Source organism: Agromyces sp. Y782, from assembly GCF_059445405.1.
Genome location: NZ_JCAIUG010000002.1, coordinates 1,015,513 through 1,040,824 on the forward strand (window position 1 = coordinate 1,015,513; position 25,312 = coordinate 1,040,824).

Sequence of the window (25,312 nt, forward strand, 5' to 3'; positions counted from 1 at the left end):
GCCTCCGGTCTACAGGGGTTGGTAAGGGTCGTGGCTCAGTTGGTCCGGACGGTCGGCGGCGCAGTCGGGATCGGCGGCGCCGTCGGGATCGACGGAGCCGTCGGTGGTGCACGGTCCACCCGACTGGGGCGGCGCGGGATCGGTGCTCGTGTCGTCACGTGCGACGATCTCCTGGCGGGCGTGCGACTCCGGGTCGTGGTACATGCAGGTCATGCTCCGGCAGGCAGCCCGCACGTCGCTATCCGGCGAATACGTCAATCTTTACGAGAGCGTCGCGCCTGGGTCGTCGTCCACGAGCATGCCGGCCTCGGTCACCTTGACGGCGAGGGCGGTTCGGGAGGTCACCTTGGCCTTGCGCATAGCCGACCTCAGCTGCTGGTCCACGGTGGCCGGCGACTTGGCGAGGATCTGGCTGATCTCCCGGTTCGTCCTGCCGGCGACCACCAGCCGGACCACCTCCAGCTCGCGGGGCGAGAGCCGGTCGCCGTACCCGTTCCGGCCGCCGCGCCATAGCCGGGGTACCTCCCCGCCGTGCTCGCGGAGCCGCTGGATGACCCGGTCGGCGTCCCGGCGAGCGCCGAGCCGGTACAGCCCCTCGTACTGAGTGGACAGCAACTGCCGCCCCTCGGGGACTCGGCCTGCGGCCAGGAGCGCGACGGCCTGGCCTTCGCGCGCACGCAGGGCGTCGTACGGCCGCGGCAGCGCGTCCCACGCCTGCGCCGCCTGCGCGTACGAGGCAGCGGCCGTGGCCGAGTCGCCGCGCGCGGCGGCCACGTGCGCCCTGCACAGGGCCAGCGCGGCCCGAGGGGCCGGGGCGGTGTGGCCGTGCAGCTCGCGCGAGAGCTCCTCGGTGAGCGCTGTCGCGGCCTCGACGTCCTCCGCCGCGATCAGCGCCTCGACCCGCACGGGTGCGAGGTCGGTCGCCCACAGCCAGATGCCCTTTGCCCGGACGGTCCGAAGCGGCGGGTCGGTGATCTGCAGGGCCCGGGCGATATCGCCGTCCGCCAGCCATAGTCGCGCCAGCTCGGCGGCGGGCTCCATCATGTCGTCGGCGGCGCCGAGCCGCGTCGCCTCGTCGAGGACGAACCCGAACTGCTCCTCCGCCTCCCGGCGCCGTCCGGCCGCGGAGGCCAGCCGGGCGGTCAGCCGGACGCCCGCCAGGTGGATCGCCGGCCGGTCCGGGTTCGCCTCGACGAACGCGGCGCTGCGGTCTGCGAGTCCCTCCCACCGGCCGGTGAACCAGTCCAGGTTGGCCAGTTCGAGCTGGATGTTGTTGCGCAGCCTCGAGGACCCCTCGGCGTCGGCGAGCCTCAGCGCGACGGCGAGGTGTCGCTCCGCGTCGGCGTACCGGCCCCACATCACCGCGCCCGTCCCGACGTTGGTGTGGATGCGGGCGACGTCGAGCCGCTCCGGCGCGGTAGCGCCGTCGAACGGGAGCTCGGCGACGACCTCCCAGGCCTCGTCGTCGCCGAGCATGAGGAACGCGGCCGCGCGGTTGCCCGCCAGATTCAGTCGGATCGCGGGCGACTCGATCCCGGCCGCGAGGTCGGCGGCACGACGCAGCCAGCGTCGATGCGTCGAGGCCGGCCACGGCGACCCGTAGGCCCAGCCCAAGTACGTCATGGCCTTGGCCGCCTCGGCGGGGTCGTGGCCGAGGTCCGCCACCGCTCGCTCGAGCTCCTCGCGCGCGGCCCCCGCCTCGCCGCCGGTGATCAGGAGCCGGCCCAGCGGGTTGCGGATCTCGGCCTGCTCCCGGGCGGACAGCCCGGGGACGTCGAGCACCGTGCGCAGGCCGCGTACGACGCGGTGGTAGACCCCGTCGACCGGCTCGCGCCGCCCGAGGGCGGCGAGCCCCGCGGTCCTCGCGTTGCGGGCCAGCTCGTCTGGCGGGAGCGACGCCTCGGTCAGGAGGTCGACGAGCAGGACGACAGCCGCGGTGTTGTCGCCCGACGCCATGGCCTGCGCCGCCGCCTGTTCGGCGTATCGCGCCCACGGCTCGGTCTCGCCGGCCTCGCGGAAATGGAGGGCCAGGCGCGCGACGGGCCGCGGATCGACGCTCTCCAGCGCCTCGCCGGCCTTGCGGTGCAGGAGCCCCCGATCGGTGCGTGCGACGGCATCGTAGACCGCCGTGCCGACCAGGACGTGCCGGAACCGCCACCGGCCGAGGTCGTCGCCGGCCAGGATCCTGGCGCCGGCCGCCTCTGCGATGCCGGCGCGGGCCTCCTCGGGCGTGAGGCCGGCGGTCGCTGCGATCGCGGCCTCCGACGACCACTCGGCCAGGACAGCCGACGCCCGCAGCGTCTGCTGCGCCGCGGGCGACAGGCGGTCCACCCGCTCCCGGGTGGAATCACGGACGGTGGGTGGCACCTGGAGCTCGCTGAGCGCCAGCCGGACCCATTGCCCGTCGCGGAAGATGATGTCCGCGCGGTCGTAGAGGAGCCGGACGGATTCCTCGATCGCCAGGGGTACGCCACCGGTCCGCTCGTGCAGGAAGGTGCGGAACTCGTCGGAGACCGGTTCCCCGCCCAGCATCGACGACACCAGCGACGCCGTGTCGTCGGGTTGCACTGACGCGAGGGCGATCCTCGAACCGGTGACCCCGACCGGCAGCCGGGAGGTCAGCCGCAACAGCAGCGACCCTGCGTCCACCTCCTCCGGGCGGTAGGAGATCACCAGGCTCGGTCCGTCCGAGCGCTGGCGGGAGATGAGGAACAGGAGGAACTCCAGCGTGACGTCGTCCGCCCAGTGGGCGTCCTCCAAGACGAGGACCTCCACGCCGAGCGCCCTGAGCAGCTCGTCGAGCGCGCGGAACAGACGATGCCGTGCCGTCTTCGCGTCGTCGAGCGGTTCGAGGGCGGGCGGCAGGTCGACCGACCATTCCGGGAACAATGGCCGCAGCGCACCCGCGAGCTCGGTGAGCCGCAGCCCCGCCACGAGCCGCTCGACCCCCCGGAACGCGTCGACGATCGGGCCCAGCGTAAGCGACTCCCGCAGGGGCGGGCACACCGACACCAGGGCGGAGAGCGTGTTCGGCCTTGCGAGCCACTCCTGCAGTAGCCGGCTCTTCCCGATGCCCGCCTCGCCCTCCACCAGCACGATCGCGGGCGGCTGGGTGACTGCGTCGCGGAGCTCAGCCAGCTCCCGGTCGCGACCGACGAAGTCCGGCGTGGAGATCACCCGAGGGTTCGCGTCCGCGCCGTTGACCATGCGCGATGGTCTCACTTGGCGCCTTCGGCGTTGAGACCGTCCCCGTCGTGGGAGTACCCGTAGGTGCTGGCGACGGTCAGATCGGGGTAGGTCTCGGCGAGAAGGTCGGCCGGCGGTCCCCACCACCGGGTTTTCTTGCGGATGTACGCGCCGTCATCGTTCGTGGGGTGGTTGCCGAACACGTCTATGTGCCCGGGCTCCCTGCGTGAGGCCTGAGAACCCCCACTTCTGGACGGGTGCGACACCAGACCTCCGATGACGACAACATCAATAACCGCTTGCACCCCTGTCTCACATCCCCTCGATCTGTAACTGTCAAGTCAACTAAACGGGCTCTTCGGACATCCGGTGGGGTCACGGGGGGTGTGTCAAATAACAGTGGATCTGGTCCAAGCGCATTCGGTTCGTCGAGGCGGCCTTCGAACGTGAGCGCGAAGGCGTTCATCGCGGGCTTCCACCTGGTCATCCATCGTGCCCGTCCCCGGCCGGTGGGGTCAAGCGACCGGGTCACGAGGTAGAGGGACTTCACCGCTGCGGCGTGTTCGGGAAGCGACCGCGCGCTCGTCCCAGTGCTCCCGCGACGCGAACCTGAAGGGTGTTGCGGATCAGGTGAATCATGAGCGGGCCTGTTGGACTGGCGAGTGACAACTGGGATGGCGTGCCCGGTTAGCCATGAACGATGTCAGCAGTTATAGAGACGACACGGGAACTTCGGATCTACTACGCGGGTTTCAATATTCCGTCGTACTCGTGCCACGACCTCTTGCGAACCCGGCGATCGCACTCCAGGTGGAGCAGATGAACCCTCATCTGGTCGAGTTCGAACCCCGGCCCTGGGGGCGTCAGACCTTTATCCCGAATAGCCCTTCTGCATTTCGGAACGCAATTTTTCCTTGCTCTCACGTGGCAGGTCAACGGCCCGAAACCAGTCGGTTCCTTCCTTCATGTTCGCAAACGGGTAGTCGGTCGCAAACATCACCCGATCCACACTGATGTACTTCAACAAGAGATCGAGGAGTTCATCTTGAAAGAATGCGCTCGTTGTGAACCAGAAGTTGTCGTGGAAATATTGCTCGAACGGCTTATCCAGTGAGCTTTCGGTCACGCCACTCATCTTTTCCACGACGCGCTTGTAGAAGAACGGAAGGCCCTCGCCCATATGGCCGATAATGATCTGTAGTTTTGGAAATCTGTCGAAAACGCCAGATGTGATCATGCGAAGGCATTGAATAGTTACTTCTTGGTGCCATCCATATGCGGAGAGACTGAGAACCCGGTCCTGGAACTTCGTCTGATACTCCGGCAACATATTGCTGTAATAAATCTGGAAAACATCGTCAGGTGGCAGGCCGGGATGGATATATATCGGCACACTAAGGGCTTCGGCACGAGCCAGCACGGGCTCAAAATCTGGATGATCGAGGAACCTCTTCCCGATGATCCCATTGGTCAAGGCACCCAGGAAGCCATCTTCCCGGACAGCGCGTTCCAGCTCATCCGCTGAGGCCTCCGGGCTCTGCAACGGCAAGGTGGCAAACGCCTGGAACCGCCCCCGATAGGTGGCCATCGGCCCATCGACGAGCACCTTGTTGAGCCGATAGGCAAAATCGATGCCTTCCTGACCTGGGACATTCTGCACACCGGGCGCATGCGCGGAGAGAATCTGAACGTTGAGCCCTGCCTCATCCATCGCATCGATGCGGCGCGGTCCCATCTCGACAAGATCATCAGCCTCGAAGGCTAGCGTGTCGTTCAGCGCTATCAACTCAGCAGTGGAAAAGGTCTCCTCAGTGCCGATGAATCGCAGGTCCTGGTCTCGCAACGAGATACCCGGGCTGTCTTGAGGTTCTTCGGTCGGTGTCATGTCCGTCTCCTCTGATGTTGTGATGTTGCGATCCAGTTCGGCTGGGTGAACTCCAGAGCACGTACAACACCGCTGACGGATGAGGTATCCGTCCGTCACAGACGGAAAGCGGAGCTGCCCTGTCAGAGTAGCGGCGTCCAACTCGGGGGGAAAAGGCCCGGATTACCGAGCTCCGCCAGGAAGAATGGCAGCAGGAAGTAGAGCGCGACGAGCACGACTGTCGAGCCGAGGGCACGGAGCAGTCCCAACGCGATGAGGCGACGCCGCCGCACCGGCGGTAGTGCCCGCGGATCAGGATCGGTCACGATGGAGTAACCGTTCCGGGTGACGTCGTGGTTATCGTGCGAGCCTTCCTGGCGCCTTTGATCTCCGCATCCTCCTCGGCGATGAGGTCTCTGGTGCCAGTGAGGTCGCCGAGCAATGGTCGGACCCAGCTGGCTGGCGGGTACGTGTCAACGAGCATCAGGCGAACGAGGAGCGTCAGCGGAATGGCCAGGATGGCACCGATCGGCCCGAGGATGACGGCCCAGAAGAGCACGGAGAAGAAGGTGATGGTCTGACTGAGTGAGACGGCGTTGCCGATCACCCGCGGCTGGATGACCGATTGCACGATCGCGTTGATGACGCCGTAGACGACGATCACCGCGATCACCGTGGGCCAGCCGCCGACGAGCGCGCCGAAGACGATCGGCGGGACGAGCGCGAGGAAGTAACCGACGTTCGGGATGAAGCTGCAGAGGAACGCCAGCAATCCCCAGATGAATGCTCCGGGAACGCCGAGCAGGACCAGGGCGATGAAGTCGATGACGCCCTGCAGAAGGCCGAGCAGAGTGGTCCAGACCATGTAGCGGCGTACGTTGGCGGCGTAGTTCGACAGGCCGGTGACCAGCAGCGGGTGGGTCGTGCCGGTCTGGGCAAGTACGGCGGGCATGTAGCCGGCATCCATGCCCATCAGCAGCGCGACGGTGAGGAGGATGACGAGGGCCGAGCCGATGCCGGCCAATCCACCGATCAGGCCTTCGACGAATGCGACCAGCTTGGACGGGTCGAAATCGGCGGCGAGAGCACTGAGTTCCCTCGACGAGATGCCGAGTGAGTTCAACCAGGCGACGACATCCTGGCCGAACGCAGTGATCTGGTCCGCGAATTCCGGGAGCAGCGCGCTGAACTGGCCGAAGGCGACGAGGACGGCGTATCCGAACCCGAGCAGCAACAGGATCACCGCCAGCACGACGGCCCCGGTGGCGATTCCGCGCGGGATGCGGTGTCGTTCCAGCCAGATCCGGAGGGGATGCATGCAGATCGTCAGCACCACCGCGAGGAACACCGGGGCGATGATCGACCCGAGTCCGGCAATTCCGAACCCGACGAGGACCGCTCCCCCGAGCCCGATCAGAATGAAGGCGTTGCGATGGTTTCCCGAGCCTGCGTTCACCGCGGCCACGTCAGCCACGGCCTTGGGCTCGACCGTCTTCTTGTTCCAGCGCACCGGTTCCTCCGATGTCCGATTGCACGTCAGCTAGCGCACCAGCTCGAACTCCCCAGGCCTCCACGTCTGGTCGAAGAACGGCTGCAGCGGGCTGTAGAGGCGCAGCAGTACGAACCACCCGCGCTCGGGATCGGTCTGGATCCAGTTCGAGCGCGGGATGCCATCGGGCTGGGTCGGGGCGAAGTAGACCACCGTGGAGCCATCGGACTCGGCCTGCGCCGCCGGCGAGGGGTATTCCTGGCTGCCGGCTCGCGGGTAGATCTGATCCGTTTGCAGCAGCGAGCGGGTCTGGTTGTCGTAGGCGTTCAGCGACCAGAACCGGGCGGCGGGGATGTCCTTCGGCAATCGCACCCGATAGGTCTTAGAGCCGTCGAAGGCGGCGCCGTTCTGGTCGACATTGGCCACGAGGTACTGCGAACCGGCATTGGTCAACCGCATGCACATCGCCGGGGTGACGCCCGTTGCGGTGTAGAAGAACGACGTGCGAGCGTGGAGCTTACGGGCATTTCCGTTCGGGTAAGGCTCGATCCCTTCGGCGGTGATGCGGGGCGGCGGGGTGATGAACTCGAAGCCGCCGTCGAACAGCATGTTCCACCACGCGGAGTCGTCGTAGTAGCGGAAGTCGTCCGACGGGTGGGCACCCATCCCCAACGTACGCGAGGCGGCGTTTCCGACTGATGCGGCGTCGTCCAGAATCGCGCGCAGCCGGTCATCGGGCGCGAACTTTCCGTCCTTGATGATCCCGATGGCGGCGAAATCGCCGGCCACGTCGGGATCGAGCGCCTCGGCCGGCTCGAGTTGAACGAGCGCGTCCAGCATCTCGAAGTGGCCGAAGTCGGTGGGCGGGAGCGTGTTCATGGCGAGCCCGCTGCCTTCCATGAAACGAGGGCTCTTCGACGCAGTGAGCTGGCCCAGCGGGCCCTTCCCGGTCAGGTACGCTCCAATGCTGCTTCCGACACCGCCCGGCGCGTACGGGTAGACCTTCAGCTGCTCGCGGATGCGGGCGGCGGCGGGAGCAGGGTCGTTGCCCGGGTACTCGTTGATGAAGGCTCGCCCGAGGAATATCACCCGGTTGGTGCGGGAATGGCGCACGTAGGCGCCGCCTTCCGGCAGTGGTCCGTCGTATCCGGGCGGCACGAGGAGGTACGTCCCGCCTTCGCCACGATCGGGGCCGGGAAGCCCGAAGTCGGTGATCCATCGGAACCACATGTCGTCAACGACGCCGAGCGTGTCCGAGGGGGTCTCGATCACGACCGGCCCGCGCGAGAGATCGAGGAACCCCCAGAAGTAGACGGTGTCCGCGTTGCCCGTGAGGAACAACGATCTCGAGTCCATCAGCTTCGAGTAGAGCAGGATGTCGCCGTCCTCGATCCCTGCGTCGTGGAAACCCTGACGAAGAGCAACGAGCGACACACCTTGGACCGAGTTCATGAACGATTCGACGCCATGCAGGTAGTCGAGGTGGTCGCGCAACGTCGCCGCCGTCTGTTTCGTCGGGTAGCCGTCGGTGAACTCCAACGTCCCGATCCCCGTCTTCACGCGCGACGGCGTGGCCACCACATCGGGTACGGATGTTCTGGGTGTTTCGGTCGCGGACATCGCGGTCTCCTCCAGGTCAGTTCCTGCGTACCCGCCAAGAAAATCAGTCGGGGAGTGATAGGTCATCACGCAGATCACATGAACCTGTCCGCGGCGCTCACGCGGCCGTAGTGGGCGGCCACCTCGGGTTCGCCCACCGGCGTGACTTCTACTGGTTCGTTGCGCCACCGCTTCGCGGATGGTTTCACGCGATCTCCATGATGCGATGCGCCGTGGTTCCAGGCTGCAATAGGGCCTGCAGCGACGCTGCTTCCGAATGACAACTGAATTCACACGAACGGATCGCAGACAGTGCCGGATAAGGGCTACTTCGTCATCCTCCGGCTGTACAACCCGCTGCAGTCGTTCTTCGACAAGACCTGACGGCCCAGCGAAATCGAGCCGGCCTCACCGGCCGGAAGCTCGCACGGCAGTGACGCGCGGCGGCGGGGCGCTCCTGTGCGGCCGAAAGGAACAAACCATGGACAGGCCCCTCGCCGGGTTGACCGGCCGGAACTTCATGCGCGAGGCGGTGGCCGGCGTCACGCTGCTCGCGATCGCCGTCCCGCTCAACATCGGATACGCGCAGATCGCCGGTCTCCCTCCGACGGCAGGCCTGTACGCGCTCGTCGTCCCGGCCGTCGTCTATGCCCTGGTCGTCTCCTCGCGTCAGGTAGTCGCGTCTCCCGATGCTGCGGCTGCTGCCCTCGTCGCGTCATCGATCGGGGGACTCGCGGTTGCCGGGAGCGCCGATTACGTGACGCTGGCGTTGGCCCAAGCCATCCTCTGCGGCGTGATGTTCGCACTGATGGCATTCTTCAAACTCGGCTTCCTCGCCAACTTCCTCTCGAAGCCGATCCTCGTCGGGTTCGTCGGCGGCCTGGCGCTCGACATCCTGGTGAGCCAGGTCGCGAAGATGCTCGGCGTGAAGATCGATTCGGGTGGGGAGTTCGTCGAGAAGGTCGGTGATCTGGTCGGCGGGCTGGGGACGATGAATGCCTGTCGATTGCGATCTCCGTGGCTGCCCTCGCCGTGCTGCTGATCGGACGGCGACTCGCCCGCGCGGTCCCGTGGGCGCTCATCGTCCTCATCTTCGCCACGATCCTCGTCGTGACGGCCGATCTGGACAATGCAGGCGTCGACGTGCTCGGCACGGTGGAGGCTGGGCCGCCGACACTCACATGGCCGGTCATCGACTGGGCGACCTGGCTGCTCCTCATCCCCTCGGCGATCGCCCTCACCATGGTCACGACCGCAGAGGGACTGCTGGTCTCCCGGGCCTACGGGGAGAAGAACGGCTACGCGACGAAGCCGAACCATGACTTGCTCGCTTTCGGGCTGGGTAACATCGCAGCCGGAGCGACCGGCGGATTCGCCATCGGCTCATCGACGTCGCGTACGGCCGCGATGGACCAGCTGGGGTCGAAGACCCAACTCCCCTCCCTCATAACCGCGGTGGGTACTTTCTTGCTGCTCATCTTCGGTACAGCATTGCTCGAGGAGATCCCGTCACCCGCGATCGGGGCCATCGTCGCCGTCGCGGTCGTACCATTGCTCGGCATCAGGGAGTTTGCGCAGCTCTGGAGACTCGACCGATTCGAGTTCACGATCGGCGCCGCCTGCTTCCTCGTCACCCTGTTCGTAGGTGCGATTCCCGGCATCATCGTCTCGTTCGTGCTCGCACTCATCAATATCGTCAGGCGCGCGTCGAGGCCAAGCATCGACATCCTGGCGGCGGATGACGACCCACTCGAGTCGCTCGTATCGGCAGCGCCGGTGGGAACTTTCAGCGCCCCGGGAACGATCGTCGTGCGCATGGCGGCTCCGTTGTTCTTCGCCAATGGCGCCGTCTTCGATGACGCGGTCAAGAGAGCAGTGGTGGCGGTTCCAGGGGGCGCTGGCGCCGTCGATCATCTCGTCGTGGATCTCGTCGCCGTCGACGATGTCGATGTCACCGGGGCCGAGAGCTTCGAGTCGCTCAAGGAGTGGCTTCACGCGAACAGGGTCGAGCTGAGTTTCAGCCGGGTGCGTCCGGACGCTCGTGCCCGGCTCGTTCGCCTCGGCATCCTGACCGCAGAGAAGGTCTTCGATACCAATCGGGCGGCGATCGCGGCTCTGCGCCGTCGCTGACGGTTCCGTGCTCGCGGCCGAGGATCGTCACGTCCTGCGGCACTGGTTGCACTGGAGCGGCGGCAGTTCTACGATTCGAACGTGACCGACACCGCTCGGATCGCAGCTGCGGGGGCAGTCGAACTCGATCAGCTGTTGCTGGAAACCAAACTGGCGATTCCGCTCCCTCGAGACGGCCTCGTTAGCCGTGTCGATCTCATCGCGTCGGGGCGCAACAGCGGCCGCCGGGTCGTCGCGATCAGCGCACCCTCCGGCTATGGGAAGTCGACTCTCCTCGCGGAATGGGCCGCACTCGAGCAACGGGCCGTCGTCTGGTCGACGCTCGACCACTATGACGACGACCCCGCGATCCTGCTCTCGTTGCTGGCATCTGCATTCGTGCGTGGCACAGGGGCCGACCCGTCTCTTATCACCGACATGCGCGGTCATGCCACGTCGGCCCTCGGCCGCGCGGCACCGCGGCTGGCCGCGGCCCTCCGCGCGAGTACGACTCCGTTCGTGCTCATGCTCGACGACCTCCACGAACTCAGTTCGCCGGCGTGTCATGACGTGCTGAGCGTCGTCATCACCGGGATCCCCCAGGGGTCCCAGATAGTGGTGGCCAGCCGCATCGAGCAACCGCACGTCCCGCGGCTCCGCGCCTCCGGCGAGACGATCGAGTTCGGCGTCAACGACTTGGCGTTGGATGCCGCCGCAGCGCAACACATCTTCGCCGAAGCCGATGTCGCCCTGACGATCGGTGATGCTGAGGCCGTCACCCGATCTACGGAAGGCTGGCCGGTCGGCCTCTACCTTGCGGCCGTTATCGCGCACGACACCGCCGACCAGACGATCCTCCTCACCGGCGACGACAGATACGTCGCCGACTACCTGTACCGGGAATCATTGGCCGGACTGCCGAGTCGATTGCAGTGCTTCCTCCGGCGCACCGCGGTCCTCGACCAGTTCTGCGCAGACCTCTGCGACTCCGTGCTCGATGCAACCGGTTCTCAAGGGCAGTTGCGGGAACTCGAAGTCTCCAATGTGTTCCTGATCCCCCTCGATCGTCGCCGCGGGTGGTACCGCTACCATCCACTCTTCCGCGAGTTCCTGGAAGCCGAACTACGGCAGGCGGAACCAGAGCTGATCACACCCCTCCATACTCGCGCAGCGGACTGGTACGAATCCCACGGATCGCCGGCCATGGCGATCGAACATCTCCTTGCCACTCCCGAACGTGACCGATGCGTGCGCCTCGTCGCCGAGAACGCCCTGACGATCTATCAGGCAGGCCAGATGGCGACCGTTCGACGTTGGGTCGACGTGCTCGGCGAGAACGCGGTTGCCGACTACCCTCCGCTGGCGGTCCTGGCCGGGTGGATCGCGGTGATGTCGGGGCACGCCCGAGAATCGGAGAAGTGGGCGAACCTCGTCGAGGAGGCTTCGTTCGACCTGCCGCCAGTCGACGGCACAGCATCATTCGCGTCTGCCCTGGCGATGCTCCTGGCAATGATGTGCGCAAACGGGCCGGATCAGGCCACCGCCCACGCCACTTTCGCCCTAGCGCAGGAGCCGCCTTCGAGCATCTGGCGTGACCAAGCGGTTTACATCGCAGCTGAGATGCACTTCCTCAACGGAGACGTGGACGCCGCGGAGCTGATGTTCTCCGAGGCATCTGAGCTGAGCAGAGCCACCGGCAACAATGACGTCCAAGTGCTCGCTGATTCCGAACGCGCGATGATCGCCATGGATCGTGGCCGGTGGGTGGAAGCCGTCCAACTCGTCGGCGCGGCCCTCGCGTCGATCGCGAACCACCGCCTCGACGACTACTCCATATCGGTAGTGGCGTTCGCTGCGGCGGCCCGGCTCGCCCTTCACCGCGGCGACCCGACAACAGCAACGACGGAGCTCACTCGAGCGATGCGCGCTCGCCAGTTCTGCACCTCAGCCCTCCCTACCCTGGCCGTCCGCGTGCGCCTGTGTCTGGCGAAGACGTCCTTCGCCATGGGCGATCACGCGGCGGCTCGTCACCTGATGCGCGAGGCCCACGATCTTCTGGTTCGTCGCCCGGCGCTCGGGGCCCTCGTCGAGGATGTGTCCGATTTTCGGGCCATCATCGATTCGGGCGCTGCGGAGTCAGCCGGAACGGCGCCTTTGACTCCTGCCGAGCTGCGGCTGCTCCCGTACCTGCAGACGCATCTCACGATCCCCGAGATCGGAGCGCGCCTGTTCATCTCCCGCAATACCGTGAGCACGGAAGTGGGTTCCATCTACCGCAAGCTGGGCGTGTCATCGCGAAACAACGCCGTGAACAGAGCCCTGGCGATCGGCCTACTCGGCGCGTAGCCCAAAGTGCGACAGCGCATCCCGGTGGCGGCCAACTCCGGACCGCTTCAGTTCCGGCCGCGGGTAGGGCGCATCGATGGATGGGTTGCCGTGCTGTCGCCCGAGCGGCTCCAGAGACGCCCGATCACGGTTCACATTCATTTGTGTTCCCACACCTTTGTCTGCGCGCGCACGAGAGTCGAGGGCTGCGACGCCGCCTATTCGGTAGAGCTGATGCCAGCGTTGCAAGGTCCGGGCCGAGATCCCGGTCTCCCGGGCGAGGACGGCGAGCGGGATCTGGTCTTCGACATGCAGCCGAAGAACACGCCACCGCTCCACAGCGTCCACGAGTCACCTACACGGAGGTGCTCTCGCGCGCCGCGAGGGCCTGCTGATGCCGGTAAAGAGTGGCGCGGCTCCACCCGACAAGTTTCGCGGCGTCCTCGGCGGTGCGGCCCTTCGCCCTCGCTTCCGTGACGAGCTTGAGCTTGTCGGCAACGACGACGGGATCCGACAGAGGCCGGCCGAACTTGGTGCCACCCTCCCGGGCGGCCGTGATCCCGGCGTTCACCCGCTCGGTAATCGGCTCGCGCTCGTACTCAGCCAAGGTGGCGAGCATGTTCAGCATCAGCCGACCCGAGGTCGTGGACGGGTCGATGCCATCCGAGATGCTCTTCACCTGCACATCCCGCTCCCGGAGCAGCTTCACCGTGTTCAGCACATCGATCAAGGATCGCCCAAGGCGATCGACCCGCCACACTACGACGGTGTCACCGGGCTGGGCGTACTCGAGGAGCTTCTTCATTCCGGGGCGTGAGATCGCGGTCCGGCTGCCGGAGGTGACGTCGGCGAAGATGTCACGCTCCTGGACGCCGGATTTGACCAGGGCGTCGACCTGCAACTTCGCGTCCTGGCTTCTAGTACTGACCCGCGTATAACCGAGATGTCTCACGAGATCATTCGTGCCTCAGAAACTGCTAGAACGGGTGGCGCAAAGACACTTTACGGTGAGACGTATTTCCAAGACAGATCGCGCCGCGGAAACCTGTGGAGCTGACCGATATTTGGCCGCGTTCTGTGATCGCTATTTGGCGTGAATTGTGGCGAGAACGCGGGCTGCCGCTTGGAGGAGCGAGTTACCGGGACGTTTTTAGCCCGGCGATCAGTATCTCCGCTACCGCGCGCGATTCTGATGCCCACATGGGGCGGTCTGCTGCGGAACCGATGCCGTGAAGCACAACCATCACGGCGCCCGGCTCAATGTCGGCGCGGACTGTCCCTTCGACGGCCGCGCGAGTCATGAGGTCGGAAACCGTGTGTTCGAGTTCGGTTCCGCCCTCGATTTGGGTCGCAGGGTCGACGACAGCTGCAAGAGTTCGCGCGAGGCCTGCGTGCTCGACGACATACTCTACGAAACCGCGCAAGAATGCTTCGAGGTTCTCGCCAGGCGAGCGCGTCGAGTCGTGTGCTTGGTCGCGGAGCGCGGCCATCTCACCCCCATAGACCGCGGCCGCTAGCGATTCCCTTGTGGGAAAGTGCCGATACAGAGTGCCGATGCCCACGCCGGCACGTGCCGCGAAATCGTCGAAGCGTATGTGTTCGTCGCGATCAAACGCCGATCGTGCGGCCGCCACGATTGCTTCCCTATTTCGGCGGGCATCTGCCCTTGGCACTCTTGGCACGTCCACGATCTTCCTACTTTGACAAACGGAGATTGTCTCCATATTCTGATAAACGGAGATGGACTCCACCTTATTCGAAGGAATAGCATGCGTATTTTGATGTTCGGGCGCGGAACGATAGCGACGATCTACGGGCGAGTACTTCAATCCGCCGGGCACGAGGTCGAGTTCTACGTCCGTCCAGGTCGCTCCATCGACTACAGCGGCGACGTCAGGATGGACCTCATCGACGCGCGTCGCAAGGCGCGTGGCCAGCGAGTGCAGGAATCGTTCCAGACGGCAGTGCGAGAATCGATCTCCCCGGAGGATGGATTCGATCTCATCGTGCTGAGCGTAGGCCATCACCGTCTCGCTGAAGCCGTGGAGTTCCTGGCTCCTCGAATCGGTAGGGCGACTGTGTTGGTATTCGGCAACATTTGGGAAGAGCCACTAGCCGCCATCGCGCCTCTTCCTGCCGATCAAGTCATATTTGGATTGCCGATGGCCGGCGGCGGGTACGGAGTAGACGGCATACTCCACGGCGCGTTGTTCAGATCCGTCACCATCGGTATGACCTCCATGCCGCTGAGCACGCGCGAACTCGATGTCCGCGCCGCATTCCAACAAGCAGGGCTCGACATCAACGAGGAAAAGGACATGAGGGGGCGGCTGTGGCTTCACTTCATCTCCGACGCGGGCATGTTCGCCCAAGCGATCCAGACAGGCTCAATGGCCGCAATGATCGGAAATGGTCTGGCGTTCAGAAAAGCATTTTTGAGGACTCGAGAACTACTCCCCGTCCTTGAGGCAAGAGGTATTGACCTCCGCCAGCACCGCGCAGCTCTCATGCCATACCGCTTTCCTCGCCTCATCGGCACAACTGCGGCATGGGCAACGACTAAGTTCCCGATCGCACGCGTGAGCCTCGCGGCGCACACTGATCCGCACGCGACCGAACCGCGCGCCGTCCTCAACGACACGTTACGCACAGCCCGCAACCTCAAAATGCCCACGCCCCGATTTCAATAAAGACTGGATCGTGGTCGCTGTCTGGACGTTTGAGGGCCCGCTATAGACATGTATGAGCACCTAGGCACGAAGAGAATTGGATGGGTCTGCCCCGTCTCGAAAACCTTTACTATTTCGAGACGCCGCCAGTCGCAGATAAAGCACGCGGGTCACTTCAGGAGCTGCTCGGAGCGGTCCCAAAGGTCGCGTGCGAGGTCAGCGTCAAGGGCGAGCGGGTTCAGCTTTTTTCCTGCTGTGCGTTTCGCGTAATACTCCCCCGATACCCATGTTTCACCCGGGGTGCCCTCGGCGAGCCAGGCGAGCTGGTCGGCGCCGTTCTCCGGTGTGGTGAGCAGCAGCTTCCGGGTCACAGGGTTGGTCACGATGGTCTTCATCAGCCGACTAGTCGTCTCTGACGCAAAGTTGGTTGCAATATTTCCTGGGTAGAACGCAGCTGCCGATAAACCCCGGCTGTGGAATCGACGGTGCAACTCTTTGGTGAAAAGGGTGTTCTCGAGCTTCGCCTGTCCATAGGCGCGGACAGCTTCGAAGTTGCGATCCATATTGAGGTCGTCGATATCGATCGCCTTACCCAGACCTCCGTGAAGCGTACTCGTCTGAATGACGGTTGCTTGTGAGGCGATGAGTTTGTCCATCAGCAAGCTGGTGAGCAGGAACGGGGCGAGGTGGTTGATTTGAAAAGTCTTTTCAAACCCGTCGATAGTCTTCGTCGGGTCCCCGAACACACCGCCGGCGTTGTTGGCCAGGACATCAATCCGCGGGTAGGCGGTTTCGAGATCGGCGGCGAGCTTGCGTACGTCGTCCAGGCGGGCGAAATCAACGATGAAGTGATCGGCGCCAAGCTCAGAGGCGACGGCGCGCGTCTTCTTTGCGGAACGACCAACAACAACTACATGGTGTCCATTCTTGTGGAGTTGGCGCGCAGCGGCAGCACCAATTCCGTCGCTGGACCCAGTAATAACGATGACCTTGTGAACGGACACGATGAGACTTCCTTCCTAAGCAAAACAGTGACCCAATTATGACACACCATCCCATTTGAGAATGGATGTAGCATTGTGGGCATGGTCGATCAAATTGCTCCTCGACGAGGTGGAGCGCGTGTCATGGCCCGGCAGGCAATGACGGCTCAGGTTTCCGCCATGGCTTTCGACCTGTTCGAAGCGAAGGGCTATGAAGCGACGACTGTCGATGACATCTGCGCCGTAGCGGGCATCTCTCGCAGCACCTTCTTCCGCTACTTCTCGTCGAAGGACGACGCGCTGCTTTCCGAAGTCGCAGACTCTCCAGTTGAACTTCTACACGCGCTGAGATCCCGCCCAGATGATGAAGCACCGTGGCTTGCACTCCGGCGATCGTTGGATGTGCTGATCCAGCGCTACGCAGCAAATCCGGACTCAGCGCGGCGCTTGGCGCGACTGATCACGACCACCCCTGCGCTGGCAGCGAAGCACGGCGAAAAGAACGCCAGTTGGCACGAGATCCTGAAACCAGAACTGGCGCGCCGCCTCGGAACGGACCCCTCCGACGCCTCCGACCCGCGTCCGGCCGCGCTCATTGCTTCTGCGCTCGGCTGCGTCGATGCCGCGATCAGCTCGTGGGAGAGCGACGATCACACGCGCCCGCTTGGAGAGCTTCTCGACATCGCCATGGACACCCTCCCTCTCAGTCACGGATAGGTACGTAAGGGACCGCGGCACGACTCGGCTCAAGTCTTCTTCGTGGGTCTCCTAGCAAAGATACTTGCGCTGCTAAAGCCGTACGTACCCGTGGGAGGACGGCCATAGAGATTCGCCCTGGGCAACCTTCCTGCCTAGATGGTCTTCGAGACCCCGGCATCGACGACCCAGTTGGCGCCATGGACGCTAGCCGCGAGTGGCGAGACGAGGTAAGCGATCGTGGTCGCAATCTCTCGTGGCTCGATGAAACGGCCAGTGACCATTCCCATCTGTGACGGGCCCCAAAGCGCTGCGTTTTACACCCACTGTTCAGCCACTCATTCCGCCAGGTCTTCGACGTCATAGCCGAGGGCCAGGGCGATTTCGGGTGCTGCGGCGACGACGCGGGGCACACCGACCACGGAGCTGACCGCGATGAGCACGTCGACGATCTCGTCAGCCGACGCCCCTGCACTCACTGCTGCATCGGCCTGCTCGCCGAACGAGGGCGCGGCTGCGCCAATCGCGACGAGGGCGGCGATCCTGCACAGCGAGAGAGTCTTCGGATCGATACTCGTGGTATCCGCAGCGGTCACGGCGCTGTCGTCTGCAGCGCCGGCTTGGTTGATAGCCAATCGACGCAGCCGTTCCGTGTAATTCGAAGCCACGTCATCCTCCGCATCATCCGTGGACGGGTGGTTCCGGCCCCCGAGTCCGGCGGGCGGCGGGGCGGAACAACTCCGGATCCTCACCACCATTGGATGACATCGCCGCCGCCACCGCATCACATAGATGAGGTGAATCGTTCGCTCGCACCCTGACGCCGAGCGACTCACGAACGTGAAGGCGTATCCGGCGTTCGGAGGCTTCGATACCGACGAACCCGTCGACACCCATCACTTCACGCGGATCACATGACGCGCTCGTATCCCGGCCGCGTTACTGTGCTCTCGCCGACATCCACCGCGAGAGGGAAGGCCGCCGATGTCCGAAGCCAATTCCGCACGACCGGGCGCTGTGACGTTGGTCAGCGTTACCGTGTGGATCGCGGGAGCCATCAACGTCGTCACCGGGATCCTCCTCCTGTTCCAACTCGGCAACAGTGAGCTCGTGAGCAGGTTCGGTGGCAGCGTGGCGCTGACCAGCTTCGCCAACGCCACGGCCATCCTCGGTGCGGTGACCATCTTCATCGCGACGGGCCTCCTCCGCGGCAGCAATGGTGCACGGGTCGTCATCACGATCCTCCTCCTCGTCTCCGTCGGGGCCGCCGTCCTCCTCGCGGTGGCCGCCCCTGGCTTCCTCTCGACCGCGATCCTCAGCATCGCGGTTTCCGTCACCGCCCTCGTGCTTCTCTACGTCGGCCGAGCCGGGCAGTTCTTCAGGGTCTGAGATCAGTTCGACCGCGCGGTCGGGATGGAGGATGTCATGCTCGAGTCATTCGTATGGGGAGCCATCGCCGCCTCATCCCTCGTCATCGGAGCGCTCGTCGCCTTCTGGTTCCACATCTCCCTGAAGTGGATCGGGCTGATCATGGCTTTCGGTGCCGGTGTGCTCATCAGCGCTGTCGCCTTCGACCTCATCGAGGAGGCCGCTGAAGCCTCGACCGGCACAGGGTGGGTGGCGTTCGGTCTTGCCGCAGGCTGCCTGGTCTTCTTCGGCGGGGATTGGCTCATCGATCACATGGGCGGCAGTCACCGCAAGGATCTCGACGGCAAACAGGAGGATGGCTCGCCCCTCGCGATCGTCCTCGGCAGCGTGCTCGACGGCATCCCCGAGTCGATGGTCATCGGGCTCACGATCTTCCAGGGCGGCGAAGTGGGAGTCGCCTACCTCGCCGCGGTATTCATCTCGAACCTGCCCGAATCCATCGCCTCCTCCACAGGATTGCTCACCGGAGGGTGGAAGAAGACCCGCGTGCTCTGGATGTGGATCGGGATCGCGGTCGTCTCGGGTCTCGCCTCCCTCGTCGGCTTCGCCGTCTTCCAGGAGGCGTCTCCCGACACCGTCGCGTTCGTACTGTCGTTCGCGGCGGGCGCGATCATCACGATGCTCGCCGACACGATGATGCCGGAGGCGTTCCACCACGGCGGCAAGCTCGCCGGGATAGCCACCACCCTGGGCTTCACCGTCGCGTACGCGATCCACGTCATCGCCTAGCAGCGCAGTCTTCATCGGCGGAAGAAGCACATGCCCATCCGAGTCAACGACAACAGAAGGAGAATCATCATGGACAGTCCGAAGCGTGCCGCCGCACGGAGCGCAGAGACCCTCGAGTCCCGAATCGGCACCCTGCAGTACCCGTTGGGATACCCGACTGCGGAGACCTCACAACGGCTCTTCGACGAGATGGACTTCCAACGCGCGGTGCAGGCATACCTCTGGGCCTACCCAGCCGTCTCCTTCGAGTCGATCCGGGTCACCGCGAAGCACGACCTCGGCATCGACTACCTCGACCTGGGCATCGCAGACAACTTCGTCGACCCGAAGTCGCTCTGGCTCACAGCGAACGACACCACCATCTATGCGTTCGTGAACTTCGACCTCGCCAACGGCCCCGTCGTTATCGAGATCCCGCCGGGCGCCATCGTGGGTCTGGTCGACGACTTCTGGCAACGATCCGTCATCGACGTCGGACTGCCCGGACCGGATGCCGGCAGCGGAGGCAGATTCCTCCTGCTCCCCCCTGACGACGAAGGCGACTATACCGTCGACGGGTATTACACGGTGCGAGCAAATATGAACGACCACAACATGCTCGTCCGCGGAATCATCGTCGACGGAGACAAGCCCGACGCCGTGCAACGCATCCGGAACGTCAAGGTGTACCCGTGGACTGATCGCGACGACCCGACGCCGAATCGCTTCGTTTCGATCTCGGGAGAGGAGATAGACACGACTCCCCCGGGCGGTCTGGAGTTCTGGGCACGACTGTCCAGGGTGATCGACAACAACCCGGTGCAGGAGCACGATCGCTTCTTCATGGCGATGCTCAAGCCGCTCGGCATCGAGAAGGGCGTGCCCTTCCAGCCCGACGCGCGCCAGACAGCCATCCTCGAGGAGGCCGCAGTGCTCGGCGATGCGATGGCGCGCAACGTGATGTACGAGAACACCAGCCGAATGACCGGTGCAACGGCTTTCCCGCACACGCAGTGGGACTGGGTGATCCTCGTCCGCCCCGACCACGAGGCCGAGTACTACAGCCAGCTCGACGAGACCACCCAGTACACCTACGGAGCCATCTACCTCTCGCCGGGCATCGGAAAGATGGTGCCCGGCCCCGGTGCCACCTATGTTCAGGCATTCAGAGACCGGGACGGCAACCACTTCGACGGCGGCCGGGGCTACCGTCTGCATATCCCAGCGAATCCTCCGGCTGCGGCATTCTGGTCGCTGACCCTCTACGACACCGAGACGCGCTCCATGGTGCAGAATCCGGCGAATGATGCGGCCCGCTCCGGATACGACGAGCTCGCGAAGAACAGCGATGGCTCCATCGACATCTACTTCGGTCCCGAACAAGGCGGAGATTCCACGAGCAACTGGATCGAGACGGTGCCAGGCAATGGGTTCTACCCGATGTTCCGCTGCTACAGCCCGACCGCACCGTTGTTCGATGGCACGTGGAGCCTGCCCGACGTGGAGCCGCTGTGAACGGACGCCGGTGACACTTCCCCAAAGAGCTCAGCGAAGGAGTCATGAAATGCCCACTCGTACGTCTGCCTGCAACTGCGGACAGCTCACCCTCACCTACGCCGGACCCGATCCGGCGCGCATTTCCCTCTGCCAGTGCTACGAGTGCCAGCGGCGCACCGGCAGCGTCTTCAGCGTCCAAGCACGTCTACCCAGAGAGCACGTGACGATCGAGGGCGAGTCCACGACATGGACATTTCCCACCGAAGGCGGGAAGCCGGTCGACTATCTGTCCTGTGACAGCGGAGGCGCCACCTACCACTTCTGCCCCCAGTTCGGTTCGGCCGTGTACTGGGAACTCGCCGTCGCACCCGACATGGTCGGCGCAGCGGTCGGCACCTTCATCGATCCCGACTTCCCGCCCCCGGTGATCGCCGGCTTCGAAGCATACGGCCCCGACTGGGCGATGAACCCGTCCGCGCTCGGCATCCCGCACCACGAGTACGACGGCATCTCCCACGACGGCAAGCCCGCGTGAGTTCGGGGTGAGGTCCACTCAGCGCCGCCCGTGTGAAGTCAGTGAGGACACGGATGGCGCCGGTTGAACCCGGCGCCGCGGATCGCGGCGCCACCTTCCGACACGAGAGGAGAACTGCGGCTCGAGATCGTGATCTGGATCGAACGGACCTACCACCGCCGACGCCGGCAACGTGGCCTCGGGTAACCGACCCCGATCGAGTATGAAATGATCGCAAACGTCGCACTCGCGGCCTAACCAAGCGAGTCAGTCATACCGACAGCAGTCCGCACGACAAGATGCGTGCTCTCGGGATGGCCCCGGTGCCGTTGATCGCGTCGTTGGCGCGGATATTCCGGGAGACCGGGGTGGCGCGGGCGGAGCCTCGGAAGAAGCCGCGGGCCGCGTATCGGCGGTTCGTGTATCCGGGGCCGAACGCGTGCTGGCAGCTTCTTCCTCGGCTCGGCCCGGCCTTACGGCTAAGCCGGAGGGGACCCGGCCGATTGATAAGGAGCGAGCACGGTTGCTCCCTAGGAGCAGAACTGCAACGCCGTCCCCACGGACGGGAGCTCAGGATCACCGCGTCAGGGCACGCGCCACGGCGTCGGCCGGCCTCCCCTTCCAACTCGGCCCGTGCCCGGGCAAGAGCAGAAGAGCATCAATCTGCGCGAGGGCGTTCAGGGACTCTCGCGCCGTCTGTTCATCTTCATGGAACATCGGAAGGAGCATCTGGGGCCCGGCGCTGTGGGAGGTTCGGTGCGCGGTTACGAGAGCGTCGCCGACGATGACGGTCCCCTCGTCCGCGAAGTGAAACATTGTGTTGCCCGAGGTGTGGCCCGGCGCAGCTATCGCCGCGGGTGCCCCGGGTAGGTCGACCGTGCCGTCTGAGCGGCGGGGCAGCTTCTTCGCACTCGGGACGCCCAACTTTGGCTTACCCTCGACCAACGGCAGGATCCCTGCCGCCCACGCGAGGACTCCGGGACGGAAGATATTGCGTAGAACGTCAGCGGGCCCCACTTGCTCGATCCGTTCGCGGTGCAGATGGGGTACTTCCTCGTCGCGGCCATAGACGGGAACCCCGTACTCAGTGGCCAACCAGCTCGCGCCCCCGATGTGATCCGCATGTGCGTGTGTGAGCAGCACCGCCGCAACATCCGCGGGGTCCTTTCCCAGCCGCTGCAATGATTCCTTCAGCAGTCCACGCTGGCCCAGATATCCCGAATCAATAAGCAGGACGCCGTCTGCGCCGTCATAGATCACCCAGTTCGTGTGCTCTGTGGTCACGAAGTGCAGCCGTGAAGTGGTCTGTTCGACTTTCATGTTTTCTCTCGCATCTGTTGTTTCGATGATTGATGGGCGATGGTCGCGACGGACTCGGCCGATCTGGCGCCGTGGTGGAGCCTCACCTTCCACCACGTTGTGTCGGTCACCGCGGTTCATTCGCTTCACGGCGCGCCACGCGACTTCGGCGCGAGGTGAGCCTGGCTGACACCAGGGTGTGAGCCAGGCCCCCCGTGCGTGAGGACGCGTCAGCGACGCTGTCACCCGGAGGATCGGGTGCGCCCCGGATCAGTTATCCGCCTTGGTGTTCATGCGGGTGGTGGTGAGTAAGCGTGGACGGCGGACACCGGCTCGAAGCCCATCCGGCGGTATACCGGTTCACCGTCGCCGCTGGCCTGAAGGGTAGCGAGCGGCATTCCTTCTTCCCGAGCGCGGACCAGCGCGGCAGAGACAAGGGCAGTAGCCATACCCCGACGGCGATACGCCTCCTGCGTCGCGACCAGGTAGATCCCCGCGACCCCGCCTGCCAGCAGCAGTTCCGTGGTCGCCCGGATCTCCCCATCCGCCGTAAAGGCGTACCTCACGATGCGGCCGCCGTCGTCGCCGCGTGCCTCATCGATGCGAGCGGCGCGCTCAATCTCCGACTCCGGCAGCCACATGGCTGAGGCCCAGCCTCGAACCCACTCGGTGTGATCGCCGCCGGGGGTCCACTCGGAGACCCCAGGCAGTTGCGCGGACGGGAGGTAAGACGACGACCGGGTGAGGTCGAGCTCCATCACCACGGTGTAGGTGTAGTGCTGCGCACCCCACGCGGTCAGCACATCGCGTGTTTCCGGGTCAGACTCCTCGGTCACCTCCCATATCCACGGCACGCCGGCAAGACGCTCCCGGGCGGTTTCGATTACCTCCCGCGGATGAGCTTGGTTGTGAGAGATCCCGTTCAGCCGCGAATATTGCAGCCCGCTCCGGTAGATGTTGAGCGGGCCATCGGTGGAGTATTCCCCGCCCCACCCCTTCCAGTACTGACGGTAGTTCTCCCACTGAGGGGCGAGATCATGCCGGTTGTTCACGCGAAGGCGCCTCCTTCTCTTCAATTGCGTCTTGGGCAGGAAGGTTTGTGCGGGGTGAATCGGCAGATGGGGTCCACCTCAACTGGTAGGTCTTCGGTTCGGCTCACGCCGCGCGCTCAGCGGGCTCCGGCTTCCTTACATCCTCGAGAGCTCTCGACCACGCGATGAGCTGATCGAACAGAGTGTTGATGAAGCCGACCTGGAAGTCCCCGGGGGTGAAGGTGGCGAAGTTCTCGAACTCAGTCATGAGCGAGAGAGTGAGGGTCTGGCGGACGGTCGCCACCTGAAGCTCGGCCAGCACTAGCCGCAGATGCTCGATCGCGCGCGCGCCACCCACCCCGCCGTAACCCACCAGGGCAGCGGCCTTGTTGTTCCACTCGGCGTGCAGGTAGTCGATCGCGTTCTTGAGCACCCCGGATGTGGAATGGTTGTATTCGGGAGTGACGAAGATGTAGCCGTCGAACTCGGCGATCTTCTCGGACCACTTCCTGGTGTGATCGTTCTTGTACTGGCCGGTCGCGGGCGGCATCGGCTCGTCAAGGTGCGGAAGCGGGTAGTCGGCGAGGTCGACGAGTTCGAACTCCGCGTCGTCGCGCTTCGCGGCCTGATCGAGCACCCAGTCGGCGACCTGCTTGCCGTTGCGGCCGGGGCGGGTGCTCCCGAGGATGATGGCGATCTTGGTCATTCTTATTGCTCCTATGGTTGGGCTGATTTGGGGAGGGGTGGGATCGCCCGCCGCGACGAACCTCTGGGTGATCCGTGCAACGATTGACACGTCAATACTGCAACATTGATGTTGACATGTCTATTCCGAGGAGGAGAGATGGTCAAAGGCCACCGCACGATGCCCACGCACGAGCAACTGCGTATTTGGCGGGACTACATCGAGACATCAGAAGTACTTCGAACGCGCCTGGGAAGTCGAATGCAAACCGAGTCGTCACTGTCGGCGGGCGACTACGGCGTGCTGCTTGCTCTTACCGAGGCACCGGCGCACACCCTGAGATCGTCGGAGCTGGCAGAAATCGTCGGATGGGAGCGGAGCCGGCTCTCGCACCATCTGGGTCGGATGGAGAAACGCCAGCTCATCCGCAGAGCACCCTGCGTTGACGACCCGATCGGCGTGAACGTGATCGCGACGGACCACGGCCGAGACATGTTCCGGCGAGGGTCGGTCCCACACCTGCGTGCCGTGCGCGAGCTGTTCGTCGACGCGCTCAGCCCCGAGCAATTCGGTCACCTCGAGGAGATTTCGGTTGCACTGCGTCGCCACCTCGACCTCCCCACCACGCCGCCGCGAGGATCTCCCTGACGAGCGGAGGCAGGCGCCGCGCACCCCTTTCGACCGGGGCCTTAGGACTCAGGACCGCTCGGTGGCGGCCACAGTCCGCTTCTGAAGGTTCTCCGAGGCCCACGCGCCGAGCTGGTCGAGGATTGGCAAGAGGCTCTGCCCGCCGGCAGTCAATGCGTACGAAACCGCCACGGGTGGCCCGCTTGAAACCGTTCGCGCGACGAGACCGGCTCGGGCAAGTTCGCTGAGCCGCTCGGAGAGCACTGTGTCACTGATTCCGCCGACGGCGCGACGCAGCATCGCGAAAGAAGCGGGCCTCGGACCGAGCGTTGCGACGATCATGCCGTTCCATCGCTTACCCAGGACGCTGAAAGCGAGAGTCACTGCGGCATCGCAAGCAGCCACCTCATCGCGCGCACCCATCTGCCCATTCTACGGTGGTAATCTTTCACGAGGCGCTTTGCAAAACAAAGTAACTAGGCTTTAATGGGTCAGAACACGCCTCCGCACGACTGTGAACATCCTTCTCACAGGCCTCGGCGAGCGGCGATCGCGGCCCCGCGTGACCCACCAGCCTGACCATGAATACAAGAGGAGACCCAC

The 25,312-nt window shown here is 64.6% G+C and carries 26 protein-coding genes and 3 pseudogenes; 11 read left to right on the forward strand and 18 right to left on the reverse strand.

Translation table 11 applies throughout. The features are described 5' to 3' along the window. Positions 1–9 precede the first annotated feature (9 nt). The 8 genes and pseudogenes from AC1C2S_RS18920 to AC1C2S_RS18955 all read right to left on the reverse strand — a co-directional run bounded on the left by AC1C2S_RS18920 (position 10) and on the right by AC1C2S_RS18955 (position 8,432). A complete protein-coding gene (locus tag AC1C2S_RS18920) occupies positions 10–204 on the reverse strand; it encodes a hypothetical protein (RefSeq protein ID WP_495354144.1) in 195 nt (64 codons plus the stop codon). A gap of 57 nt (positions 205–261) precedes the next feature. Then, positions 262–3,207 (reverse strand): helix-turn-helix transcriptional regulator, encoded by a 2,946-nt coding sequence (locus AC1C2S_RS18925; protein ID WP_495354145.1) that lies wholly within the window; start codon positions 3,205–3,207, stop codon positions 262–264. An 11-nt stretch (positions 3,208–3,218) separates the two neighbouring features. Beyond that, positions 3,219–3,389, reverse strand: a complete 171-nt coding sequence (locus tag AC1C2S_RS18930; protein ID WP_495354146.1) for a hypothetical protein — start codon at positions 3,387–3,389, stop codon at positions 3,219–3,221. A gap of 230 nt (positions 3,390–3,619) precedes the next feature. Beyond that, positions 3,620–3,771: pseudogene (locus tag AC1C2S_RS18935) on the reverse strand (IS256 family transposase); the annotation flags it as partial. A 286-nt stretch (positions 3,772–4,057) separates the two neighbouring features. Next, positions 4,058–5,071: an amidohydrolase family protein gene (locus AC1C2S_RS18940; RefSeq protein WP_495354147.1), complete on the reverse strand. Its 1,014-nt coding sequence runs from the start codon at positions 5,069–5,071 to the stop codon at positions 4,058–4,060. Between the two features lie 122 nt (positions 5,072–5,193). Then, positions 5,194–5,376, reverse strand: a complete 183-nt coding sequence (locus tag AC1C2S_RS18945) for a hypothetical protein (protein ID WP_495354148.1) — start codon at positions 5,374–5,376, stop codon at positions 5,194–5,196. Continuing rightward, positions 5,373–6,560, reverse strand: coding sequence for an AI-2E family transporter (locus tag AC1C2S_RS18950; protein WP_495354149.1), 1,188 nt, complete (start codon positions 6,558–6,560; stop codon positions 5,373–5,375). The genes AC1C2S_RS18945 and AC1C2S_RS18950 overlap by 4 nt, the downstream gene beginning before the upstream one ends. 30 nt (positions 6,561–6,590) lie before the next feature. After that, complete coding sequence (locus AC1C2S_RS18955; RefSeq protein WP_495354150.1) at positions 6,591–8,432, reverse strand: DUF1254 domain-containing protein; 1,842 nt, start codon at positions 8,430–8,432, stop codon at positions 6,591–6,593. Between the two features lie 226 nt (positions 8,433–8,658). On the opposite strand from AC1C2S_RS18955, the pseudogene AC1C2S_RS18960 reads away from it, so the two are divergent. The 3 genes and pseudogenes from AC1C2S_RS18960 to AC1C2S_RS18970 form a co-directional block, all read left to right on the forward strand. Continuing rightward, a pseudogene (locus AC1C2S_RS18960) lies at positions 8,659–9,695 on the forward strand (SulP family inorganic anion transporter); the annotation flags it as partial. A gap of 258 nt (positions 9,696–9,953) precedes the next feature. Then, on the forward strand, positions 9,954–10,268 hold the full coding sequence (locus AC1C2S_RS18965) for an STAS domain-containing protein (protein WP_495354424.1): 315 nt from the start codon (positions 9,954–9,956) through the stop codon (positions 10,266–10,268). Between the two features lie 81 nt (positions 10,269–10,349). Beyond that, positions 10,350–12,593, forward strand: a complete 2,244-nt coding sequence (locus tag AC1C2S_RS18970; RefSeq protein WP_495354151.1) for a winged helix-turn-helix domain-containing protein — start codon at positions 10,350–10,352, stop codon at positions 12,591–12,593. Here the strand turns inward: AC1C2S_RS18970 and AC1C2S_RS18975 are convergent. The 3 genes from AC1C2S_RS18975 to AC1C2S_RS18985 all read right to left on the reverse strand — a co-directional run bounded on the left by AC1C2S_RS18975 (position 12,579) and on the right by AC1C2S_RS18985 (position 14,206). Then, the gene (locus AC1C2S_RS18975; protein ID WP_495354152.1) at positions 12,579–12,920 is read right to left on the reverse strand and encodes a helix-turn-helix domain-containing protein; all 342 of its coding nucleotides are present in this window, start codon (positions 12,918–12,920) and stop codon (positions 12,579–12,581) included. The genes AC1C2S_RS18970 and AC1C2S_RS18975 overlap by 15 nt on opposite strands. 7 nt (positions 12,921–12,927) lie before the next feature. Beyond that, complete coding sequence (locus AC1C2S_RS18980; RefSeq protein ID WP_495354153.1) at positions 12,928–13,524, reverse strand: recombinase family protein; 597 nt, start codon at positions 13,522–13,524, stop codon at positions 12,928–12,930. Between the two features lie 184 nt (positions 13,525–13,708). Continuing rightward, positions 13,709–14,206 carry a TetR/AcrR family transcriptional regulator gene (locus tag AC1C2S_RS18985; protein ID WP_495354154.1) on the reverse strand — a complete coding sequence of 166 codons (498 nt, stop codon included), beginning with the start codon at positions 14,204–14,206 and terminating at the stop codon, positions 13,709–13,711. A gap of 135 nt (positions 14,207–14,341) precedes the next feature. Between AC1C2S_RS18985 and AC1C2S_RS18990 the strand changes: the two genes are divergently transcribed. Continuing rightward, positions 14,342–15,262, forward strand: coding sequence for a ketopantoate reductase family protein (locus AC1C2S_RS18990; protein ID WP_495354155.1), 921 nt, complete (start codon positions 14,342–14,344; stop codon positions 15,260–15,262). Positions 15,263–15,411: 149 nt separating this feature from the next. On the opposite strand, the gene AC1C2S_RS18995 is transcribed toward AC1C2S_RS18990, so the two are convergent. Next, positions 15,412–16,245: an SDR family NAD(P)-dependent oxidoreductase gene (locus tag AC1C2S_RS18995; RefSeq protein ID WP_495354156.1), complete on the reverse strand. Its 834-nt coding sequence runs from the start codon at positions 16,243–16,245 to the stop codon at positions 15,412–15,414. A gap of 81 nt (positions 16,246–16,326) precedes the next feature. On the opposite strand from AC1C2S_RS18995, the gene AC1C2S_RS19000 reads away from it, so the two are divergent. After that, on the forward strand, positions 16,327–16,941 hold the full coding sequence (locus AC1C2S_RS19000; RefSeq protein WP_495354157.1) for a TetR family transcriptional regulator: 615 nt from the start codon (positions 16,327–16,329) through the stop codon (positions 16,939–16,941). A 134-nt stretch (positions 16,942–17,075) separates the two neighbouring features. Here the strand turns inward: AC1C2S_RS19000 and AC1C2S_RS19005 are convergent, their stop codons facing one another. Further along, positions 17,076–17,210, reverse strand: coding sequence for an SDR family oxidoreductase (locus AC1C2S_RS19005; RefSeq protein ID WP_495354158.1), 135 nt, complete (start codon positions 17,208–17,210; stop codon positions 17,076–17,078). A gap of 48 nt (positions 17,211–17,258) precedes the next feature. After that, entirely contained in the window at positions 17,259–17,516 is a 258-nt protein-coding gene (locus AC1C2S_RS19010; RefSeq protein WP_495354159.1) for a carboxymuconolactone decarboxylase family protein, read from the reverse strand. A 388-nt stretch (positions 17,517–17,904) separates the two neighbouring features. On the opposite strand from AC1C2S_RS19010, the gene AC1C2S_RS19015 reads away from it, so the two are divergent. From AC1C2S_RS19015 to AC1C2S_RS19035, 5 genes and pseudogenes are all read left to right on the forward strand, one after another. Continuing rightward, positions 17,905–18,309: a hypothetical protein gene (locus AC1C2S_RS19015; RefSeq protein ID WP_495354160.1), complete on the forward strand. Its 405-nt coding sequence runs from the start codon at positions 17,905–17,907 to the stop codon at positions 18,307–18,309. Positions 18,310–18,345: 36 nt separating this feature from the next. Next, positions 18,346–19,077, forward strand: a complete 732-nt coding sequence (locus AC1C2S_RS19020) for a ZIP family metal transporter (protein ID WP_495354161.1) — start codon at positions 18,346–18,348, stop codon at positions 19,075–19,077. 69 nt (positions 19,078–19,146) lie between these two features. Further along, on the forward strand, positions 19,147–20,571 hold the full coding sequence (locus AC1C2S_RS19025; protein ID WP_495354162.1) for a DUF1254 domain-containing protein: 1,425 nt from the start codon (positions 19,147–19,149) through the stop codon (positions 20,569–20,571). Between the two features lie 49 nt (positions 20,572–20,620). Then, positions 20,621–21,088: a GFA family protein gene (locus tag AC1C2S_RS19030; RefSeq protein WP_495354163.1), complete on the forward strand. Its 468-nt coding sequence runs from the start codon at positions 20,621–20,623 to the stop codon at positions 21,086–21,088. 260 nt (positions 21,089–21,348) lie between these two features. After that, positions 21,349–21,519 (forward strand): annotated as a pseudogene (locus tag AC1C2S_RS19035) (IS481 family transposase); the annotation flags it as partial. 124 nt (positions 21,520–21,643) lie between these two features. Here AC1C2S_RS19035 and AC1C2S_RS19040 read toward each other — a convergent pair. The 3 genes from AC1C2S_RS19040 to AC1C2S_RS19050 form a co-directional block, all read right to left on the reverse strand. Beyond that, positions 21,644–22,387, reverse strand: a complete 744-nt coding sequence (locus tag AC1C2S_RS19040; RefSeq protein ID WP_495354164.1) for an MBL fold metallo-hydrolase — start codon at positions 22,385–22,387, stop codon at positions 21,644–21,646. Between the two features lie 269 nt (positions 22,388–22,656). Further along, positions 22,657–23,418, reverse strand: coding sequence for a GNAT family N-acetyltransferase (locus tag AC1C2S_RS19045; protein ID WP_495354165.1), 762 nt, complete (start codon positions 23,416–23,418; stop codon positions 22,657–22,659). Between the two features lie 103 nt (positions 23,419–23,521). Further along, on the reverse strand, positions 23,522–24,103 hold the full coding sequence (locus AC1C2S_RS19050; RefSeq protein WP_495354166.1) for an NADPH-dependent FMN reductase: 582 nt from the start codon (positions 24,101–24,103) through the stop codon (positions 23,522–23,524). A 138-nt stretch (positions 24,104–24,241) separates the two neighbouring features. Here AC1C2S_RS19050 and AC1C2S_RS19055 point away from each other — a divergent pair, with 138 nt between their 5' ends. After that, the gene (locus AC1C2S_RS19055) at positions 24,242–24,730 is read left to right on the forward strand and encodes a MarR family winged helix-turn-helix transcriptional regulator (protein WP_495354167.1); all 489 of its coding nucleotides are present in this window, start codon (positions 24,242–24,244) and stop codon (positions 24,728–24,730) included. A 48-nt stretch (positions 24,731–24,778) separates the two neighbouring features. Here AC1C2S_RS19055 and AC1C2S_RS19060 read toward each other — a convergent pair whose 3' ends face one another. Beyond that, on the reverse strand, positions 24,779–25,132 hold the full coding sequence (locus AC1C2S_RS19060) for a winged helix-turn-helix transcriptional regulator (protein WP_495354168.1): 354 nt from the start codon (positions 25,130–25,132) through the stop codon (positions 24,779–24,781). Between the last annotated feature and the right edge of the window lie 180 nt (positions 25,133–25,312).

What these genes read in the sequence shown, in the direction of transcription:
- AC1C2S_RS19040 (WP_495354164.1), bottom strand. Translation starts at nt 22,387, where the DNA reads ATGAAAGTCGAACAGACCACTTCACGGCTGCACTTCGTGACCACAGAG.
- AC1C2S_RS19060 (WP_495354168.1), bottom strand. Translation starts at nt 25,132, where the DNA reads ATGGGTGCGCGCGATGAGGTGGCTGCTTGCGATGCCGCAGTGACTCTC.
- AC1C2S_RS19050 (WP_495354166.1), bottom strand. Translation starts at nt 24,103, where the DNA reads ATGACCAAGATCGCCATCATCCTCGGGAGCACCCGCCCCGGCCGCAAC.
- AC1C2S_RS18990 (WP_495354155.1), top strand. Translation starts at nt 14,342, where the DNA reads ATGCGTATTTTGATGTTCGGGCGCGGAACGATAGCGACGATCTACGGG.
- AC1C2S_RS19055 (WP_495354167.1), top strand. Translation starts at nt 24,242, where the DNA reads ATGGTCAAAGGCCACCGCACGATGCCCACGCACGAGCAACTGCGTATT.
- AC1C2S_RS19020 (WP_495354161.1), top strand. Translation starts at nt 18,346, where the DNA reads ATGCTCGAGTCATTCGTATGGGGAGCCATCGCCGCCTCATCCCTCGTC.
- AC1C2S_RS18965 (WP_495354424.1), top strand. Translation starts at nt 9,954, where the DNA reads ATGGCGGCTCCGTTGTTCTTCGCCAATGGCGCCGTCTTCGATGACGCG.
- AC1C2S_RS19025 (WP_495354162.1), top strand. Translation starts at nt 19,147, where the DNA reads ATGGACAGTCCGAAGCGTGCCGCCGCACGGAGCGCAGAGACCCTCGAG.
- AC1C2S_RS18925 (WP_495354145.1), bottom strand. Translation starts at nt 3,207, where the DNA reads ATGGTCAACGGCGCGGACGCGAACCCTCGGGTGATCTCCACGCCGGAC.
- AC1C2S_RS19030 (WP_495354163.1), top strand. Translation starts at nt 20,621, where the DNA reads ATGCCCACTCGTACGTCTGCCTGCAACTGCGGACAGCTCACCCTCACC.
- AC1C2S_RS18920 (WP_495354144.1), bottom strand. Translation starts at nt 204, where the DNA reads ATGTACCACGACCCGGAGTCGCACGCCCGCCAGGAGATCGTCGCACGT.
- AC1C2S_RS19015 (WP_495354160.1), top strand. Translation starts at nt 17,905, where the DNA reads ATGTCCGAAGCCAATTCCGCACGACCGGGCGCTGTGACGTTGGTCAGC.
- AC1C2S_RS18940 (WP_495354147.1), bottom strand. Translation starts at nt 5,071, where the DNA reads ATGACACCGACCGAAGAACCTCAAGACAGCCCGGGTATCTCGTTGCGA.
- AC1C2S_RS19000 (WP_495354157.1), top strand. Translation starts at nt 16,327, where the DNA reads ATGGTCGATCAAATTGCTCCTCGACGAGGTGGAGCGCGTGTCATGGCC.
- AC1C2S_RS19005 (WP_495354158.1), bottom strand. Translation starts at nt 17,210, where the DNA reads ATGGGAATGGTCACTGGCCGTTTCATCGAGCCACGAGAGATTGCGACC.